This window comes from Pseudomonas umsongensis, from assembly GCF_002236105.1.
GTDB classification, from domain to species: Bacteria; Pseudomonadota; Gammaproteobacteria; order Pseudomonadales; family Pseudomonadaceae; genus Aquipseudomonas; species Aquipseudomonas umsongensis.
The window spans coordinates 95,835-113,264 of the sequence record NZ_NIWU01000002.1; the positions used below are offsets into that span (position 1 = coordinate 95,835).

Below are 17,430 nucleotides of genomic sequence, written 5' to 3' on the forward strand. Positions count from 1 at the left end.
GTTGCCGGCGAACCAGGCGCCGCGGTGTGTCTGTAGCACCGCGTCATCGTTCTTCGCGGGAATGCCGTCACTCTTAAAATGTGTCTTCCGTTAACCTTAAGTTACAAAAATCTCCCCTGATTTACGCTATACAGAGATAGCGCCGAATACTGGCTATCTGCCGTCTCGCTGCGCCCGCCAATAAAAATAAGAAATCGAAGGGAGACTTCCAGTGAAGAGCTTGCTCTATCCCGCCGTCGCGCTGATGAACCGCCTGAGCTTCGGCATGAAGTTCAGCCTGATCAGCGTACTGTTCCTGGTGCCGATGCTGGTAACCAACTTCTACCTGGTGCGTGATTCCTATCGCGAGTTCCAGGGCACCCGGGTCGAATTGCAGAGCCTGGATCTGTTGGGTAGCAGTCTCGCGTTAAGGCGTGATCTGGAAACCCTGAACAATCTTGTGCAGATCAACGTCGCCTTGGGCCAGTCGGGCAAGGCGGGAAATGTCGAGACGCAGATCGGTACGCTTGAACAAGGTGTCCTGGCACGTTTGCAGGGCTTGACGGCAATGGCCACCGATCCGGAGCAGGTCGTGCTGTTCGATGCCAAGCGCGATGAAATGATCAGCGCATTCAAAGCGCAGCAGACGGAAAAGTCCCTGCAAAGCAAAAGTGCACTGATCAGCAAGCTGCTCGGCAATGCGCAGGTCTTCGGCCAGATCATCGCCAGTCAGGCCGGTCTCAGCCACGATAGCCAGAGTGACATGCGTCAGCTGAGCGAGCTCGTCACCAACATCACTCCGCGCGTTACCCAGATGCTGGGTGAAGGTCGCGCGTTGGGCTCCTCTTCCCTGGGCCAGGGGTTTCTCAATTCGTCGTCGAGCACGCGTTTCGATGAATTGCTGGTACAGCTCGACAAGCTCCATGCCGAGTACGGCCTGAAGCTGCAGGACGCAACGGGCTCGAGCAACGCCGCACGTGAAACCCTGGCGACCCAGGCTGACAGCAGCAAGGCCTCGTTGAAAAAGGCCAGCGAACTGTTCGAAGAGCAGGTGGTGATGGCCGACACGCTCGATGCACCATGGCAGGCCTTTTACGATCAGGTCTCGGCGCTGATGGGCCAGACCTATCAACTCAATGAAGCCACCTTGAAATTTCTCGGCACCCAGTTGCAACAACGCCTGGAACAGAACCGCACGCACATGATTCTGCAGGCCGTGGCGCTGTCGGTGGTGTTTGTGCTGATTTTTTATCTGTACGGTGCGTTCTACGCCTCGACCCGCACCACCCTCAAGCGTCTTGGCGAGGTCATGGACAAAGTGGCGGCCGGCGACATGACGGTCACTTTCAACGCCCACAGTCGTGATGAGCTGGGTGAGTTGGGCGAGGTGTTCAACGGCACCGTGAAAAAGATCCATGACTTGATCGAGCGTGTCGGACAGACCGTCGGCGAGGTCGAGCGCCAAGCCGGGCAAGTAGAGAGTGTCTCCGCGCAAAGCAACCAGGCCGTGGCCGGTCAGCGCTCGCAGATCGAGCAGGTCGCCACGGCGATGAATCAGATGTCGGCCACGTCCCTTGAGGTGGCGCGCAGTGCTGCCGCCGCCGTCAGCAGCGCCCACAGTGTCAACGACGAAACGGCGAGCGGTCGTGGGCTGGTGGAATCGCAGCAGGGCAGCATCGCTGCGCTGGCCAGTGAAATCGACCAGTCGGTGCAGGTGATCAACCAACTGGCCAGCGACAGCCAGTCCATCAGTCGTGTGCTGGAGGTGATCAAGAGCATTGCCGAACAGACCAACTTGCTGGCACTCAATGCCGCTATTGAGGCAGCCAGGGCGGGTGAGCAGGGGCGCGGATTTGCGGTGGTGGCGGATGAAGTCCGCACACTGGCCAAGCGCACCCAGCAATCGACCGAAGAGATCGAACAGATGATCGCCAAGCTGCATGGCGGTGTTGGGGCCGCGGTCAAGGCGATGAGCGTCAGCCATGAGATGGCCAATGGAACGGTGGGGCAGTCGGAAAAGGTCCAGCAAGCCCTGGACAATATCCTGGGCGCTGTCGGCATGATCGTCGATCAGAACCAGCAGATTGCCGCGGCTGTGGAGCAGCAGACCGCCGTGGCCCACGACATTGACCAGAACATTGTCGAGATCAATCGTGCCGGAGAGCGTACTGCCGAAGGTGCGCACCAGACGGAGGATGCCAGTCGCGCGCTGTCGGCGCAGGTGGTGCAGCTCAAGCAGTTGATCAGCGCCTTCCGGGTCTGAAGACATCTCACCAACCTGTGGGAGTTCAGTCCCACAGGTTGGTGAGCGCCTGAAATTTCTGTAGTACCTCATCCTCTTCTTTTGTAGGAAAGGTCCTTATTTTCTTAGGAGCTGCTTTTTTCGTCTTCAATGAAGGACTATCAACGTCACTGACCGCATGGAGGAGGCACGGTTATGGCTGTCGCAACACTTGGTATCCAGGGGCGCTGTGCACATTGCCAGCGCACGCTATTGCTCAAACCCTGGCAACTCAATGCCATTGCAATCAACGAAGCATTCACCTGTACCCACTGTCAGAAAGCCCTGCAACTGAGCGACCCGAAACAGATCAGGCGCTTCAAGACCCTGGACTCGTTAGCCATGTTGAAGGCCAGCCTGCTAATCATGATTTGCAGCACATTGCTGGTGGCGTTGGTACTGGAATGGATTGGAATGCTCAGCGTCGTGGAGCAACTGAACATTTCACTGGTGGCGATTTTCGTCTACTTCGTTGCTCTTCGATTCGCCCGCCAGCGTCAGCACATGACGTTGATTCTCGAGGCCGCCAAGGCCCACGTCGACTGATTACCAGTTGAACAGTTCACGGGCGTTGGCGCTGCTCGCGGCGGCCAGTTGTTCCGGGGCGAGCGACATGATTTGCGCCAGCGCCGTGCAGATCGCTGGCAAGTGCGCCGGGCTGTTGCGCTGGCCGGGGAACATCGCTGGCGCCATGTCCGGCGAGTCGGTTTCCAGCACCACCGACTCCAGTGGCAAGTGGGCGAGTACGCGGTGCATGCGCAGTGCCTGGGGCCAGGTCGCAGCGCCGCCGAGGCCGAGCTTGAAACCGAGCTTGATGTATTCGCGCGCTTCTTCCTGACTGCCCGCGAAGGCGTGGATGATTCCGGCGCGTTTCAACTTGAAACGCTTGAGCGTGGCAATCACCGCCGCATGACTGCGCCGCACATGGATCAGCGCGGGCAGGTGGAAATCCACCGCCAGTTGCAGTTGCGCATCGAACGACGCCTGCTGTCGTTCGCGGTCCAGGGTTTCGATGAAGTAGTCCAGGCCGATCTCGCCCACCGCACACAGCTGGCGATGGCCGGCCAGTCGCCCCAGCCAGTCGCCCAGTTCGGTGAGATGTTCGGGGCGATGATCCTCCAGGTACACAGGGTGCAAACCGAACGCCGCATGCAGGTCGGGATCGCTTTGCACCAATTCCCAGACGCGCTGCCAATTACCCTGATACACCCCCAATACCACCATTTCACGTACCCCGAGAGCACGGCTCTGGGCCATCAGTGCCTGACGATCCGCGTCGAAGTCGGGGAAGTCCAGGTGGGTGTGGGTGTCGATCAGGTCCATGGCTCAGTCCTGGCGAATACGTTGTTTGAACGTCCGCGCGATGGCCAGCACACCGGGTTGGTAATCGGACTGCTCGATGGCTGCCAGGGCGAGTGCGAGCGCCTTGTCGGCAATCAATTGGTGTTGTTGTGCCATGGCGTTCACCGGCAGCGGCAGGAAATCCAGCAACTGGGTGTCTCCAAATGTGCCGAGGCGCAGCGGGCGGGTTTTCAACGGGAAATCGTGCAACGCATCGAACACACCCTGAAGCAGTACATAGGACGTCGTCACCAGGGCCTCGGGCAAATGTCCTACGCGTTGGATCAGTTCTTCCATCAACTGCTTGCCGCACTCACGGCTGAACGAATCAGCGTGTTCGATGAGCACTTCGCCGTCGTACCCGACCAGGGCCTGCTTGAAGCCAGCAGCCCGTTCCTGGCTGATGCTCAATTCGGGACGCGCGCCGATCAAGGCGATCTGCTTGGGCAACGGCTCAAGCAGGCTTTGGGTCAGGTGCAGGCTGGCCTCTCGGTCATCGCTGATCACCGAGCAGAAATATTCAGGCTCCATGACCCGGTCGATGGCGATGATCGGAATGCCTTTGGCTTGCAGTTGGCGATAGCTGTCGTCACCCCGCGGCAGGCAACTGGCAACGATCAGGGCATCACAACGACGGGCGCGGAACAGTTGCAGCAATTGCCGTTCGCTGTCGGGTGCATCGTCGGAACTGGCAATCAATAGCTGGTAGCCACGCGCCCGGGCACCTTGTTCAAGGAGCTTGGCGATCCGCGCGTAACTGGGGTTTTCCAGGTCCGGCAGAATGAAGCCCAGGGTCCGGGTGTGGCGACTGCGCAGGCCGGCCGCCTGGGGATTAGGCGTGAAACCATGTTCTTCGACGACCGCGCGCACGCGCTCAACGGTGGCGCTGCTGATACGTTGCTGTTCGGCCTTGCCGTTGATGACGTAGCTGGCGGTGGTGACGGACACACCGGCCAGCTGGGCTATATCACTGAGTTTCAACCCGCTATTCCTTGTTTTTTCGAGCTTGCCTCGACATTTTCACCAATCCTACCCGATTCAGGCAGGCGACCTTGGTCACAACGCATCCGACAAGTTGGGCTTCAACGATGCACCATTATCGAGTAACGTGCCAATCACTCTAGATTAAACGATTCAGCAAGCGTATTTTCTACATTAATGGCTGCTTTGGCCGGTTCTGCCGTGAAACCGCCGAAGATTGTTTTAAGACAAAGGCCTAAGCTGAATCATTCAAAAACAATACCTGGCGCCCCAAGGGCGCCAACAGGAGACAGCATGCTCGAGCTCACCATAGAGCAGATATCCATGGGCCAGTCGGCTGTGGATAAATCCGCCGCGCTGCAACTGCTGGCCAGGCACCTGGTCGACGATGGTCTGGTTGACGAAGGCTACCTCGCCGGCTTGCAGGCACGCGAAGCCCAGGGCTCGACTTTTCTTGGTCAAGGTATTGCCATCCCCCACGGTACGCCAGAAACCCGCGACCAAGTGTTTTCCACGGGCGTGCGCCTGATGCAGTTCCCCGACGGCGTGGACTGGGGTGACGGACAGATCGTCTACCTGGCGATCGGGATTGCCGCCAAATCCGACGAACACCTGCGCCTGCTGCAACTGCTGACCCGCGCGCTCGGCGAGACCGACCTTGGCCAAGCCTTGCGTCGCGCCAGCAGCGCCGAGGCCTTGCTGAAACTGCTGCAAGGCGCGCCGCAAGAGCTGGCGCTGGATGCGCAGATGATCGGCTTGGGCGTCGCTGCCGAAGATTTCGAAGAGCTGGTCTGGCGTGGCGCGCGGTTACTGCGTCAGGCCGACTGCGTCAGCAATGGTTTCTCCGCCGTGTTGCAGCAAGTCGAAGCGCTGCCGCTGGGCGATGGGCTGTGGTGGCTGCACAGTGAACAAACGGTCAAGCGTCCAGGCCTGGCGTTCGTCACCCCGGACAAACCGCTGCGCTACCTCGGTCAACCGCTGAGCGGCCTGTTTTGCCTGGCCAGCCTGGGCGAGGCCCACCAAGCGTTGCTCGAACGCCTGTGTGCGTTGCTGATTGAAGGTCGCGGCCATGAGTTGGGCCGTGCCACCAGTTGCCGCGCGGTGCTTGAAGTGCTCGGCGGCGAGTTGCCGGCAGACTGGCCGAGCGCACGCATTGCGCTGGCCAACGCCCACGGTCTGCATGCCCGTCCGGCGAAGATCCTCGCGCAACTGGCGAAAAGTTTTGAAGGCGAGATTCGCATCCGCATCGTCGACGGCCAGGACAGTGCGGTGTCGGTGAAAAGCTTGAGCAAACTGCTCAGCCTGGGCGCCCGTCGTGGGCAGGTGCTGGAAATCATCGCCGAGCCGAGCATCGCCGCCGATGCCTTGCCCGCTCTGTTGACCGCGATTGAAGAGGGCCTCGGTGAAGAAGTCGAGCCGTTGCCAGCGGTGAGCCAGCCTCGTGAAGAAATCGTCGAGGTGGCCCAAGTACTGCTCGCCCCGGCGCCGGGCAGTCTGGTGCAGGCCATCGCCGCCGCTCCGGGAATCGCCATCGGCCCGGCGCATATCCAGGTACTGCAAACCATCGATTACCCGCTACGGGGAGAGTCCGCCGCCATCGAGCGTGAGCGCCTCAAGCAAGCGCTGGCGCACGTGCGCCAGGACATCGGCGGCTTGATCGAACGCAGCAAGGCCAAGGCTATCCGCGAGATTTTCATCACCCACCAGGAAATGCTCGACGACCCGGAGTTGACCGATGAGGTCGACACCCGTCTCAAGCAGGGCGAAAGCGCGGAAGCGGCGTGGATGTCGGTGATCGAAGCCGCTGCCAGGCAACAGGAGTCCTTGCAGGACGCCTTGCTCGCCGAGCGCGCCGCCGATCTGCGCGATATCGGCCGTCGAGTGCTGGCGCAGCTCAGTGGTGTCGAAACACCGCATGAACCTGAGCAGCCCTACATTCTGGTGATGGACGAAGTCGGTCCGTCCGATGTGGCGCGCCTTGATCCGGCCCGTGTCGCCGGTATTCTCACCGCCCGCGGTGGCGCCACCGCTCACAGCGCGATTGTTGCGCGGGCCTTGGGAATTCCAGCCCTGGTCGGTGCCGGTGCCGCGGTGTTGCTGCTGGCGCCGGGCACGCCGCTGTTGATCGATGGCCAACGCGGGCGTTTGCATGTGGACGCCGACGCGGCGACCTTGCAGCGCGCCACCCAGGAGCGTGATACCCGCGAGCAACGCCTGAAGGCCGCCGCCGAACAACGCCATCAACCGGCGTTGACCACCGATGGCCATGCCGTCGAAGTGTTCGCCAATATCGGTGAAAGTGCCGGCGTCACCAGTGCGGTAGAGCAGGGCGCCGAAGGCATTGGTCTGTTGCGCACCGAATTGATTTTCATGGCCCACCCGCAAGCGCCGGACGAGGCGACCCAGGAAACCGAATACCGCCGTGTTCTCGATGGCCTGGCCGGTCGTCCGCTGGTGGTGCGCACCCTTGATGTCGGTGGCGATAAACCGCTGCCGTATTGGCCGATCGCCAAGGAAGAAAACCCGTTCCTCGGGGTGCGCGGCATTCGCTTGACCCTGCAACGGCCGCAGATCATGGAAGCCCAGTTGCGCGCCTTGTTGCGCGCCGCCGACAACCGCCCGCTGCGGATCATGTTTCCGATGGTCGGCAGCGTCGACGAGTGGCGCCAGGCGCGGGACATGACCGAACGCCTGCGCCTGGAAATTCCAGTGGCGGACCTGCAATTGGGCATCATGATCGAAGTGCCGTCGGCGGCCTTGCTGGCGCCGGTGCTGGCCAGGGAAGTCGACTTTTTCAGCGTTGGCACCAATGACCTGACGCAATACACCCTGGCCATCGACCGTGGCCATCCAACCTTGTCGGCCCAGGCCGATGGCTTGCATCCGGCGGTGCTGCAGCTGATCGACATCACCGTGCGCGCGGCCCATGCCCATGGCAAATGGGTCGGTGTGTGCGGCGAGTTGGCGGCCGATCCGTTGGCGGTACCGGTGTTGGTTGGCTTGGGCGTGGATGAACTCAGTGTCGGCGCACGCAGCATTGCCGAGGTCAAGGCGCGGGTTCGCGAACTCAGCCTGACCCAGGCTCAAACCCTTGCCCAACAGGCACTTGCCGTGGGCAGCGCGAATGAAGTGCGCGCATTAGTGGAGGCTTTGTAATGGCCAGAATTTTAACCCTGACCCTCAACCCGGCGCTGGACCTCACCGTCCAGCTTGCGCGCCTGGAACCCGGTCAGGTCAACCGCAGCGACACCATGCACACCCATGCTGCGGGCAAAGGGGTGAACGTGGCGCAGGTGTTGGCGGACCTCGGGCATCAATTGACCGTCAGCGGTTTTCTCGGTGAAGACAATCAGCAAGCTTTCGAAAACCTGTTCGCCAAACGCGGTTTTGTCGATGCGTTCATTCGTGTTCCCGGTGAGACGCGCAGCAACATAAAGCTGGCGGAAAGCGATGGACGTATCACCGACCTCAATGGGCCAGGGCCGCTGGTCAGCGCCGCGGCGCAGCAGGCATTGCTCGAGCGTCTCGACCAGATAGCGCCGGGGCATGATGCGGTAGTGGTTGCCGGCAGTCTGCCCCAAGGCATCAGCCCGCAGTGGTTGCAGGCATTGATCGGGCGATTGAATGATCTGGGCTTGAAGGTCGCCCTGGACACCAGTGGGCAAGCATTGCGGGCGGCGCTCAAGGCTGCTCCATGGTTGATCAAGCCCAATGCCGAGGAGTTGGCTGAAGTGCTCGGTGGCGAGACGGTGTCGGTCCTGGCCCAGGCGCAAGCCGCGAGTCGCCTGCACGCCCAAGGCATCGAGCATGTGGTGATTTCCCACGGTGCCGAGGGTGTGAACTGGTTCAGCGTCGGTTCGGCGCTGCATGCCACGCCGCCGAAAGTCAGCGTCGCCAGTACGGTAGGCGCGGGCGATTCGTTGTTGGCCGGCATGCTCCACGGGTTGCTCAGTGCCGATACGCCTGAACAAACCTTGCGCACCGCCACGGCGATTGCCGCGATGGCGGTCACCCAGATCGGCTTCGGTATCAGCGATGCAGCGCAACTGGCGCAGCTCGAACAGGGCGTGCGCGTGCGCCCCCTGACAGAACAATAAGAGGGTTGGTCATGAAGTTAGCCATTGTTACTGCCTGCCCGAACGGCATGGTCACCAGTGTGCTGTGCGCCCGGTTGCTCGATGCCGCGGCCCAGCGTCAGGGCTGGAGCACCAGCGTGGAGATCAGCGATTCGGCACATCCCGAACGGCAACTGTCGGCCGCCACGATCGAGGCGGCCGAGTGGGTGTTGCTGGTGACCAGCGCGCCTGTGGATATGTCGCGTTTTGTCGGTAAGCGTTTGTTCCAGAGTACCCCTGCCCAAGCGCTGCAAGACGTCGAAGCGGTATTGCGCCGTGGTGCTGAAGAGGCTCAGGTGTATGTCGCACCGCAAGCCGTGGTTGAGCCGGTGGCCGTCGTTAAAAACGCGCCGCGACTCGTTGCCGTGACGGCCTGTCCAACCGGTGTCGCCCACACTTTCATGGCCGCCGAAGCCTTGCAGCAAGCGGCCAAGCGCTTGGGCTATGACTTGCAGGTGGAAACCCAGGGTTCGGTCGGCGCACGCAATCCGCTGAGCGCCCAAGCGATTGCCGACGCCGATGTGGTGCTGCTGGCGGCGGACATCGAAGTGGCCACCGAGCGATTCGCTGGCAAGAAAATCTACCGTTGCGGCACCGGCATTGCCCTCAAGCAGGCTGAAGCGACACTCAATAAAGCATTGGCCGAAGGCAAGCAGGAAAGCGCTTCGACCGGTGCCAAGGGGCCGGTCAAACAAGAGAAGACCGGGGTCTACAAACACCTGTTGACCGGCGTGTCGTACATGTTGCCGATGGTGGTGGCAGGCGGCTTGATGATTGCCTTGTCGTTCGTATTCGGCATCACCGCCTTCAAGGAAGAGGGGACGCTGGCGGCGGCGCTGATGCAGATCGGCGGCGACACCGCGTTCAAGCTCATGGTGCCGCTGCTGGCAGGCTACATCGCTTATTCGATTGCCGACCGTCCGGGCCTGGCGCCGGGGATGATCGGCGGCCTGCTGGCCAGCACCCTGGGTGCCGGTTTTATCGGCGGGATCATTGCCGGTTTCCTCGCCGGGTACGCGGCGCAGGCGATCAATCGTTATGCGCGGTTGCCGCAGAGTCTCGAGGCGCTGAAACCGATCCTGATCATCCCCTTGCTGGCAAGCCTGTTCACTGGCCTGGTGATGATCTACGTGGTCGGCAAGCCGGTGGCGGGCATGCTCGCCGGGCTCACGCATTTCCTCGACAGCATGGGCACGACCAACGCGATTCTGCTCGGCGTGCTGCTGGGCGGCATGATGTGTGTCGACCTTGGCGGGCCGATCAACAAGGCCGCGTATGCGTTTTCGGTCGGGCTGCTGGCGTCGCAGAGTTATGCACCGATGGCGGCGACCATGGCCGCCGGCATGGTGCCGCCGATCGGCCTGGGCATCGCCACGTTCATTGCCAGGCGCAAGTTCGCCCAGACCGAACGCGAGGCGGGTAAAGCGGCCTTGGTACTGGGGCTGTGCTTTATCTCCGAAGGCGCGATTCCATTTGCCGCCAAAGACCCGCTGCGGGTGATCCCGGCGAGCATTGCCGGCGGTGCGCTGACCGGTGCGTTGTCGATGTACTTCGGCTGCAAGTTGATGGCGCCCCATGGTGGGTTGTTTGTGTTGGCGATTCCGAATGCGATCAACCATGCATTGCTGTACTTGCTGGCGATTGTGGCGGGGAGTTTGTTGACGGCGGTGGTGTATGCGCTGGTCAAGCGGCCGGAAGTGGTGGAGATGGCGGTGGAACCCGTCAACGCCTGACACTGGCCCCCTGTAGGCGCTATCAGGCTCCGGGCGTTAAATCAGATTGATCGTTCCCACGCTCTGCGTGGGAACGCAGCCCGGGACGCTCCGCGTCCCTTCCGGAGCCGAACGCGGAGCGTCCGTTGAGGCATTCCCACACAAAGCGTGGGAATGATCACTGTAGGGTCAGTAAACGTCGCGGCGGTAGCGGCCTTGTTCGATCAAGCGCTCGACTTCGGCGGTGCCCAACACATCGTTCAGCACCTGATCGACGCCTGCGGCCATCCCCTGAAGACTGCCGCAGATGTAGATCACCGCACCCTCCGCCAGCCATTTCTTCAGCTCTTCGGCCGAATCGCGCAAGCGATCCTGCACGTAGATCTTCTCGGCTTGATCACGCGAGAATGCCAGGTCCAGGCGCTGCAAGTCGCCGGAAATCAACCACTCCTCCAGCTCGTCGCGGCACAGGTAATCGTGTTCGCGATTGCGCTCACCGAACAACAACCACTGGCGTTGCTGGCCATCGGCGATGCGCGCCTTGAGCAGGCTACGCAAGCCAGCGAGTCCCGTGCCGTTGCCCAGCAGGATCATCGGCACCGGTTCATTGGGCAGGTGGAAACCGCTGTTGCGCCGCACGCGCAGGCTGATGCTGCCGCCCACGGCGGCGTGTTCGGTCAGCCAGCCGGAGCCGACGCCAAGGGTGCCATCAGGGTGCAGCTCCTGGCGCACGATCAATTCCAGGATGCCGTCGGCGGCTATCGAGGCGATGGAGTATTCGCGCATGGCCAACGGCACGAGGGCATCCACCAGGGACTGCGCATGCAGGCCGACCAAATGGCTGCGGTTCTCGGGCAGCTGCCGGCTGGCGAGGGCTTGTTCCAGCGGTTGCGACAAACCCTCGTGGGTAATCGTCGCGCGACCGTCGATCCCCAATCCTTCGAGGAAGTGCTCGATGGCCCAAGGGCAATTGCGCGGTAGCACCTCCACCAGGTCACCGGCCAGCCAGCTGTTGGTACCTGGCGCCTTCAGGCCCAGCAAGTACACCGATGAGCCGCTGCTGTCGGGGTTGAGCAATTCCCTGCGGACCAGCGTCCAGTTTTCGTAGCTCGGTGCTTGCCAGGTGCCCACAGGCGCCTGACCGGTCAACAGGCCCAGTTGCTGCTGCCAGTGACGCAAGGCATAGGGATCGCCGCTGTCGACTTCCACCGGCGCGAACAAGGTCTTGCCGCCGTGCTCGCCCAGCCACTTGTGCAGGCGCTGGGCAAACCCGCAGAAGTGTTGATACTGCCGGTCGCCGAGTCCCAGCACGGCATAGTTCAGGCTGTCGAGGCTTAACGACCGGCCCAGCACCTTGCGCTCGAAACCCCGGGCGCTGTCCGGCGCTTCGCCGTCACCGAAGGTGCTGACCACAAACAGCGCGTTGTTCGAAGCATGCAGGTCCTGCTCGCTGACATCCGCCAGTGGCTGCACCTTCACCGGCAGGCCCGCCGCCTGCAACTGGCCGGCGGTCTGCCAGGCCAATTGCTCGGCAAAGCCACTCTGGCTGGCGAAACCGATGAGCCAGGCCGGGGTGTTGTTGTCGGGTTGTGCCAGGCCTTTGCGGGCGTCCTTGATCTGGCGTTTCTTGCGTCGACGATCCAGGTACAGCAGCCATCCGGTGACGAAGAACAGCGGCATGCTCAGGGCCGTGAGCGTCAGGACGATGCGCCCGACGATGCCGAAATAGCTGCCCACGTGCAGCGCGTAGATGCTGGTCAACAACTGCGCCTTGAAACTCTTGTCGCTGTAGCGGTCATGCCGTTTGATCGCGCCGGTCACCGGGTCCAGGGTGATCTGGTTCAGCGCGCGGTCGTGGGGCGAGTTCTTCAACAGGTAGAAAACAGTTGCCGGTTGCCCGGCCACGGACGGCATGCGGGTGTTGTAGAAACTCAGGTCGGGACCGGCAGCGCTGTAGATGCTGCTCCACATCGCCGAGTAGTCGACCACCGGTGCCGGACCGCTTGGCCCAGGGCCGCGTCCACCGCGAACACGTTCATTCTGTGGCGAATCGGAGAGCAGGCGTGTCAGGCCCTTGTTGTACCACTCGTAGGACCAGGACAACCCGGTCAGCGCGGCCAGGAGATAAAACACCAGGCACCAGGTGCCGGCAACCGAATGCAAGTCCCAATTGAAGCTGCGGCCTTTTTTCTTCCAGTCGAGGGTCAGCCAGGCGCGCCAGCTTTTCCACTGGCGAGGCCAGCGCAGGTACAGGCCGGACAGGCAGAAGAACACCAGGATCAGGGTGCAGGCGCCCGTGATTTGCCGGCCGGTATCGCCCATGGCGAGGAAGCGGTGCAGTTGCAACATCAGGCCGAAGAAGCCTTGGCCGGTGGCGTCGCCCAGGAGTTCGCCGGTGTACGGGTCGACGTAACGCATGGGGCCGCGACGCTCGCCCGCTGGCGGGGTGAAGAACACTTTTGCGGCAACGTCGCTGTCGATGCCGACCGAGAGCATCGCCACTTTCATCTGCGTCGCCGCCTCGATCTTCTCCACCAGGTCAGCCGGTGGCAGCACGCCGGCGACTTGTTTCTGGACCTGCAACACGGAAGGGTTCAGCGCGTACAGGATTTCATCCTGAAACGAGACCGTCGCCCCGGTAATGCCCATCAGGGCCAGGACGAGACCTGCGCTGATGCCAAAAAACCAGTGCAACTGGAACAGGGTTTTCTTCAACACGTCGCTCGCCTTGCTCGTTTAAAAATAGTCATCACGGCGCGCATTATGCCGTGGGTTATCGAGGAACATTCCCTTTACACACAAAAGCCCCGTTCACCTGGATGAACGGGGCCTGACCCCTGTAGGAGCTGCCGCAGGCTGCGATCTTTTGATCTTGATTTTGGGCGGTGGTGCAATCGCCGAAGATCAAAAGATCGCAGCCTGCGGCAGCTCCTACAGGTTTGTGTCCATGCTTCTGTTATCAGAAGTGGAAGTTGGTGCTCAACAAGGCAGTCCGGCCCGCCGCCTGGTTGGCGAAGTGGTTGGAGAACGCCTTGTCGTAGTAGGTAACGTCGGTCAGGTTCTGCACGTTCAGCTGCAGGTCGATGTTCTTGGTCAGCTTGTACGCGGCCATCGCGTCGTAGCGCACATAGTCATTGACCATGGTGGTGTTGGCCACGTTACCGAACACGTCGTCGACATAGAACGCACCGCCACCGATGGTCAGCCTTGGCGTGACCTGGTAGGTCGTCCAAAGGCTGGCGCTGTTTTTTGGCGTGTTAGGCAGTTCGTTGCCGTCGTTGGCTTTGTTTGCCGGCAGGTCACCACCGTCGACTTGCTCGCTGTCCATGTAGGCGTAACCGGCGAAGACTTGCCATTTGTCGGTGATCTTGCCAGTGGCCGAAAGCTCGACACCCTGGACGCGGGTCTTGCCAGCGTTTTCGTATGTGGTGGTATCGACCTGGACGCGGGCGTTGTCTTTTTCGGTGCGGAAGATATCGGCAGTCAGCGACAAGCGATCGTTGAGCAGGTCCCACTTGGTACCGATTTCGTAGTTCTTGGTGGTTTCCGGTTCCAGGTCGCTGCTTATTTGGTTGCCGTTGCGATCAGGAGTGCCAGGCAACGAATTGGTTTCCACGGCTTCACCCAGAGAGTTCCCCGGCGGGGTGGCAGAGGTGGCATAGGAAGCGTAGATGCTGCCGTTTTCAGCAGGTTTGTAAACAACGCCGAACTGACCGGTGACGAACTCGCTGGTGTCCTTGGCTTTGGCCGGCACGCCTTTGTTCACGACCGTTGCCCCGCTGGCATCATAAGTGCGGTACTGAGTCTCGAAATGGTCGTAGCGCAGGCCCATGTTCACCAGCCACTGCTCGGACAGCTCCAGGGTGTCGAACACGTACAGTGCGTAGGTGTTCGCCTTGGTGTCGGTGCCGGCGTAGTTGCGGGTGATCGAACCGTTCCATGGATCGTTCGGGTTCGGGTTCGACAGCGAGGTGCAGTTGTAGCCGCTGGGTGCGCCGATGATTGCCGGGTTGCACGTGGTGGTGACTGGAGTGGTCCCTGGCGTGGTGTCGGTGTTGACGGTATATGAGGACTTCTTGCTTTCCTCGCGGCTCAACTCGATACCGGTCGCGAAGCTGTTCTTGAAGCCTGCGATGTAGACATCACCAAACAGGTCGGTCTGGTTGGTCGTCGTATCGGTGTTGCTGACGCGGGTGTTGGCCCGACGCCACACGGTACCGTTGTTGACGTTGCCCTTGCTGTCGTCCGGCTGGGTCAGGATGTAGTCCTGCATGCTGCTGCCGTGGCGCAGGGTGTTCTTGACGGTCAACGCGTCGTTCAGGTCGTGCTCGATGGCGATGGTCGCGGTGTCGGTACGACCCTTGCGGAAGTCACGATCGGTCAGGCCGTAGAAGTTGCTGCTATCGCCGCCGGCATAGGGCTTGTCCGGATTGGACTTGGTGCGGGCAGCCGAGCCACCGGCCGGGATGGTGTAGGGAATACCCGAATCTGGCGTGTCGTTGCTTTCCAGATGGTAGTAGTCAAGGTTGACACGGGTGTCGGTGCCCAGGCCGAAGGCCAGAGAAGGCGCGACGCCCCAGCGATCGTAGTCGACGCTTTCGCGACCGGCGACATTGCTTTCGTGACTCATCAGGTTCAGGCGACCGGCAACGGTGTCGGAGAACTGGTAGTTGCCGTCCATGGTGTAACGCTGGGTCTGGTCCGAACCCCAGGTAAAGCCACCGTCGAACGAGTCGCCCAGATGCGCTTTCTTGCTCACCAGGTTGATGCTGCCACCGGCAGCGCCGCGACCGCCAATGGCGGAGTTAGGGCCCTTGCTGACTTCGATCGATTCAACGGCAAAGATCTCACGGCTCTGCGAACCGGTATCGCGCACGCCGTCCAGGTAGGTATCGCCCTGGGCATCGAAACCGCGGATGAACGGACGGTCGCCCTGAGGGTTGCCACCTTCACCGGCACCGAAGGTGATGCCCGGGACGGTACGCAGTGCGTCCTGCATGTTCAGGGCGCCGGTGTCCTTGAGGACTTGTTGCGGGATGACAGTGATCGAGCGCGGAGTGTCTACCAGGGGCGCGGTGTACTTGGGCGAGGAGGCTTTTTCGACGTTGTAGGAGGTCTCATCCTGGGCTTCGCCGGTGATCGCGGTTGCGCCGAGGGAAATCGTGTTGCTCGGTGCCTGCTCGTTGGTTTTTTCCGCCGCGAAAACCATTTGGCCCGCAGAGCCGGCAGTGATCGCCACGCCAATTGCAGAAGCGAGTAAACGCGGTGAACTGACCGGTAGTTGTGGTTGTTGGCGTGACATTTTTATTCCCCTCCCCAAGGATTTGAGGCGGCGGAATATAGTGTAAACACGTATTTGTATCAATTGCGAAAAATTACTATTCGCACTGAATTTACAATCTTTACAATTTAGCCTTACGGTTTTTACTGTTTCGTTCGTCTCGCGGGTTTTACAAGGGCAATAAGAATCAATACCATTGGCATCCCTTTGCTTTCTGGTGCTTGCCCCATGCTGCTGCACATTCCCGGCCTGTTCGAAAAAGAAGAAGTGCAGCGCATTCGCGAGGCTCTGCAACAGGCCGATTGGGCTGATGGCAAGATCACGGCCGGGTACCAGTCGGCCAAGGCCAAGCACAATCTGCAGTTGCCGGAAGGCCACCCGCTGGCCAAGGAAATCGGCGCGGCCATGCTGGAGCGGCTGTGGAAAAACCCGCAGTTCATGTCAGCAGCGTTACCGCACAAGGTGTTTCCTCCGTTACTGAACTGTTACACGGCTGGCGGCAGTTTCGATTTCCACATCGACAACGCGGTGCGTCAGCCCAAGGGCAGTATCGAACGGGTGCGCACCGACCTCTCGGCCACTTTGTTCTTCAGCGAACCTGAGGATTACGACGGCGGGGAGCTGGAAATCCAGGACACCTACGGCACCCAGCGGGTGAAGTTGCCGGCGGGTGACATGGTGCTGTACCCCGGCACCAGCCTGCACAAGGTCAACGCCGTCACCCGTGGTACGCGCTACGCCTCGTTTTTCTGGACCCAGAGCCTGGTGCGCGAAGACAGCCAGCGTGCGCTGCTGTTCGAGATGGACGGGGCGATCCGGCAGTTGACCCAGGACGTGCCGGATCACCCGTCATTGATCCGCCTGACGGGCACGTATCACAACCTGTTGCGCCGTTGGGTCGAGGTATGAGTTTTCAATTGCGCCGCCAAGAGGTACTCGATGGAGACCGTCTCAAAGCCATGCTCGACGAAAGCCCGGCCCGTGCGGCCCAGGCGATCGTAGCAGCAGCCCGCGAGGGACTCGTCGATGCCCAGGCGCTGCTTGGGCAGATCCTGCTGGATGGAAATGGAATCGCCCAGGATCAACCGCTGGCGTTGCGCTGGTTCGACATCGCCGCCCGACAAGGGCACCTGATGGCGCGCAACATGCTGGGGCGATGTCACGAACACGGCTGGGGGTGTGTGGCCGATGCAGCGGCGGCTGCCCGGCATTATCGAATCGCCGCAGAAGCGGGGCTGGATTGGGCGATGTACAACTACGCCAATCTGCTGGCGACCGGGCGTGGGGTGGCTGAGGATCAATCGTCGGCGCTGAACCTGTATCGCCGCGCTGCCGAGCTTGGCCACGCGAAATCGATGAACCTGCTGGGACGCTATCTGGAAGAGGGGCGTGTTTGCCCGGCAGATCCCCAAGCGGCTCGGGACTGGTATCGGCGCTCGGCAGAGGGAGGGGATTTTCGTGGGCAGTTCAGTTTTGCGGCGGTGTTGGCCGCAGAGGGGAGTATCGATACTGCATTGGTCTGGCTACGCAAGGCATTGGCCAATGGCAATCTGAACTTTCTTCGGGTGGCAAGCCAGGCGCTCATGGGCGCAACCGAGCCCCGGATTCACGCAATGGCCGACGACTACGCCAAACGTTGCGCCGAACTGTAGGCACACCTGAAGACAGATCGTTCCCACGCAGAGCGTGGGAACGATCAGGTACAAAAAATTTCAGGCACAAAAAAGCCCATGACTCGTC

Annotated in this window: 11 protein-coding genes; 7 read left to right on the forward strand and 4 right to left on the reverse strand. The window is 61.1% G+C overall.

The window, feature by feature from the left end:
• Positions 1–1,537 precede the first annotated feature (1,537 nt).
• On the forward strand, positions 1,538–2,242 hold the full coding sequence (locus PSUM_RS32610; protein WP_371106603.1) for a methyl-accepting chemotaxis protein: 705 nt from the start codon (positions 1,538–1,540) through the stop codon (positions 2,240–2,242).
• A 174-nt stretch (positions 2,243–2,416) separates the two neighbouring features.
• A complete protein-coding gene (locus PSUM_RS10660; protein WP_020796546.1) occupies positions 2,417–2,806 on the forward strand; it encodes a hypothetical protein in 390 nt (129 codons plus the stop codon).
• On the opposite strand, the gene PSUM_RS10665 is transcribed toward PSUM_RS10660, so the two are convergent.
• The gene (locus PSUM_RS10665; protein WP_083348216.1) at positions 2,807–3,583 is read right to left on the reverse strand and encodes a TatD family hydrolase; all 777 of its coding nucleotides are present in this window, start codon (positions 3,581–3,583) and stop codon (positions 2,807–2,809) included.
• Positions 3,584–3,586: 3 nt separating this feature from the next.
• A complete protein-coding gene (gene cra / locus PSUM_RS10670) occupies positions 3,587–4,582 on the reverse strand; it encodes a catabolite repressor/activator (RefSeq protein ID WP_020796548.1) in 996 nt (331 codons plus the stop codon).
• A gap of 294 nt (positions 4,583–4,876) precedes the next feature.
• On the opposite strand from cra, the gene ptsP reads away from it, so the two are divergent.
• From ptsP to PSUM_RS10685, 3 genes are read left to right on the forward strand one after another with little or no spacing between them, the layout of a single operon-like run.
• Positions 4,877–7,738: a phosphoenolpyruvate--protein phosphotransferase gene (gene ptsP, locus PSUM_RS10675; protein WP_020796549.1), complete on the forward strand. Its 2,862-nt coding sequence runs from the start codon at positions 4,877–4,879 to the stop codon at positions 7,736–7,738.
• Positions 7,738–8,679 (forward strand): 1-phosphofructokinase, encoded by a 942-nt coding sequence (gene pfkB, locus PSUM_RS10680; RefSeq protein WP_020796550.1) that lies wholly within the window; start codon positions 7,738–7,740, stop codon positions 8,677–8,679. Before ptsP ends, pfkB begins: the two co-directional genes overlap by 1 nt.
• 11 nt (positions 8,680–8,690) lie before the next feature.
• On the forward strand, positions 8,691–10,430 hold the full coding sequence (locus tag PSUM_RS10685) for a PTS fructose-like transporter subunit IIB (protein ID WP_020796551.1): 1,740 nt from the start codon (positions 8,691–8,693) through the stop codon (positions 10,428–10,430).
• A gap of 168 nt (positions 10,431–10,598) precedes the next feature.
• Here PSUM_RS10685 and PSUM_RS10690 read toward each other — a convergent pair whose 3' ends face one another.
• Positions 10,599–13,127, reverse strand: coding sequence for a PepSY domain-containing protein (locus tag PSUM_RS10690; RefSeq protein WP_033044573.1), 2,529 nt, complete (start codon positions 13,125–13,127; stop codon positions 10,599–10,601).
• A 241-nt stretch (positions 13,128–13,368) separates the two neighbouring features.
• Positions 13,369–15,711 (reverse strand): TonB-dependent receptor, encoded by a 2,343-nt coding sequence (locus tag PSUM_RS10695; RefSeq protein WP_083348217.1) that lies wholly within the window; start codon positions 15,709–15,711, stop codon positions 13,369–13,371.
• A 207-nt stretch (positions 15,712–15,918) separates the two neighbouring features.
• On the opposite strand from PSUM_RS10695, the gene PSUM_RS10700 reads away from it, so the two are divergent.
• A complete protein-coding gene (locus PSUM_RS10700) occupies positions 15,919–16,599 on the forward strand; it encodes a Fe2+-dependent dioxygenase (protein ID WP_008057456.1) in 681 nt (226 codons plus the stop codon).
• Positions 16,596–17,342 (forward strand): tetratricopeptide repeat protein, encoded by a 747-nt coding sequence (locus PSUM_RS10705; RefSeq protein ID WP_020796554.1) that lies wholly within the window; start codon positions 16,596–16,598, stop codon positions 17,340–17,342. Before PSUM_RS10700 ends, PSUM_RS10705 begins: the two co-directional genes overlap by 4 nt.
• Positions 17,343–17,430: the final 88 nt, after the last annotated feature.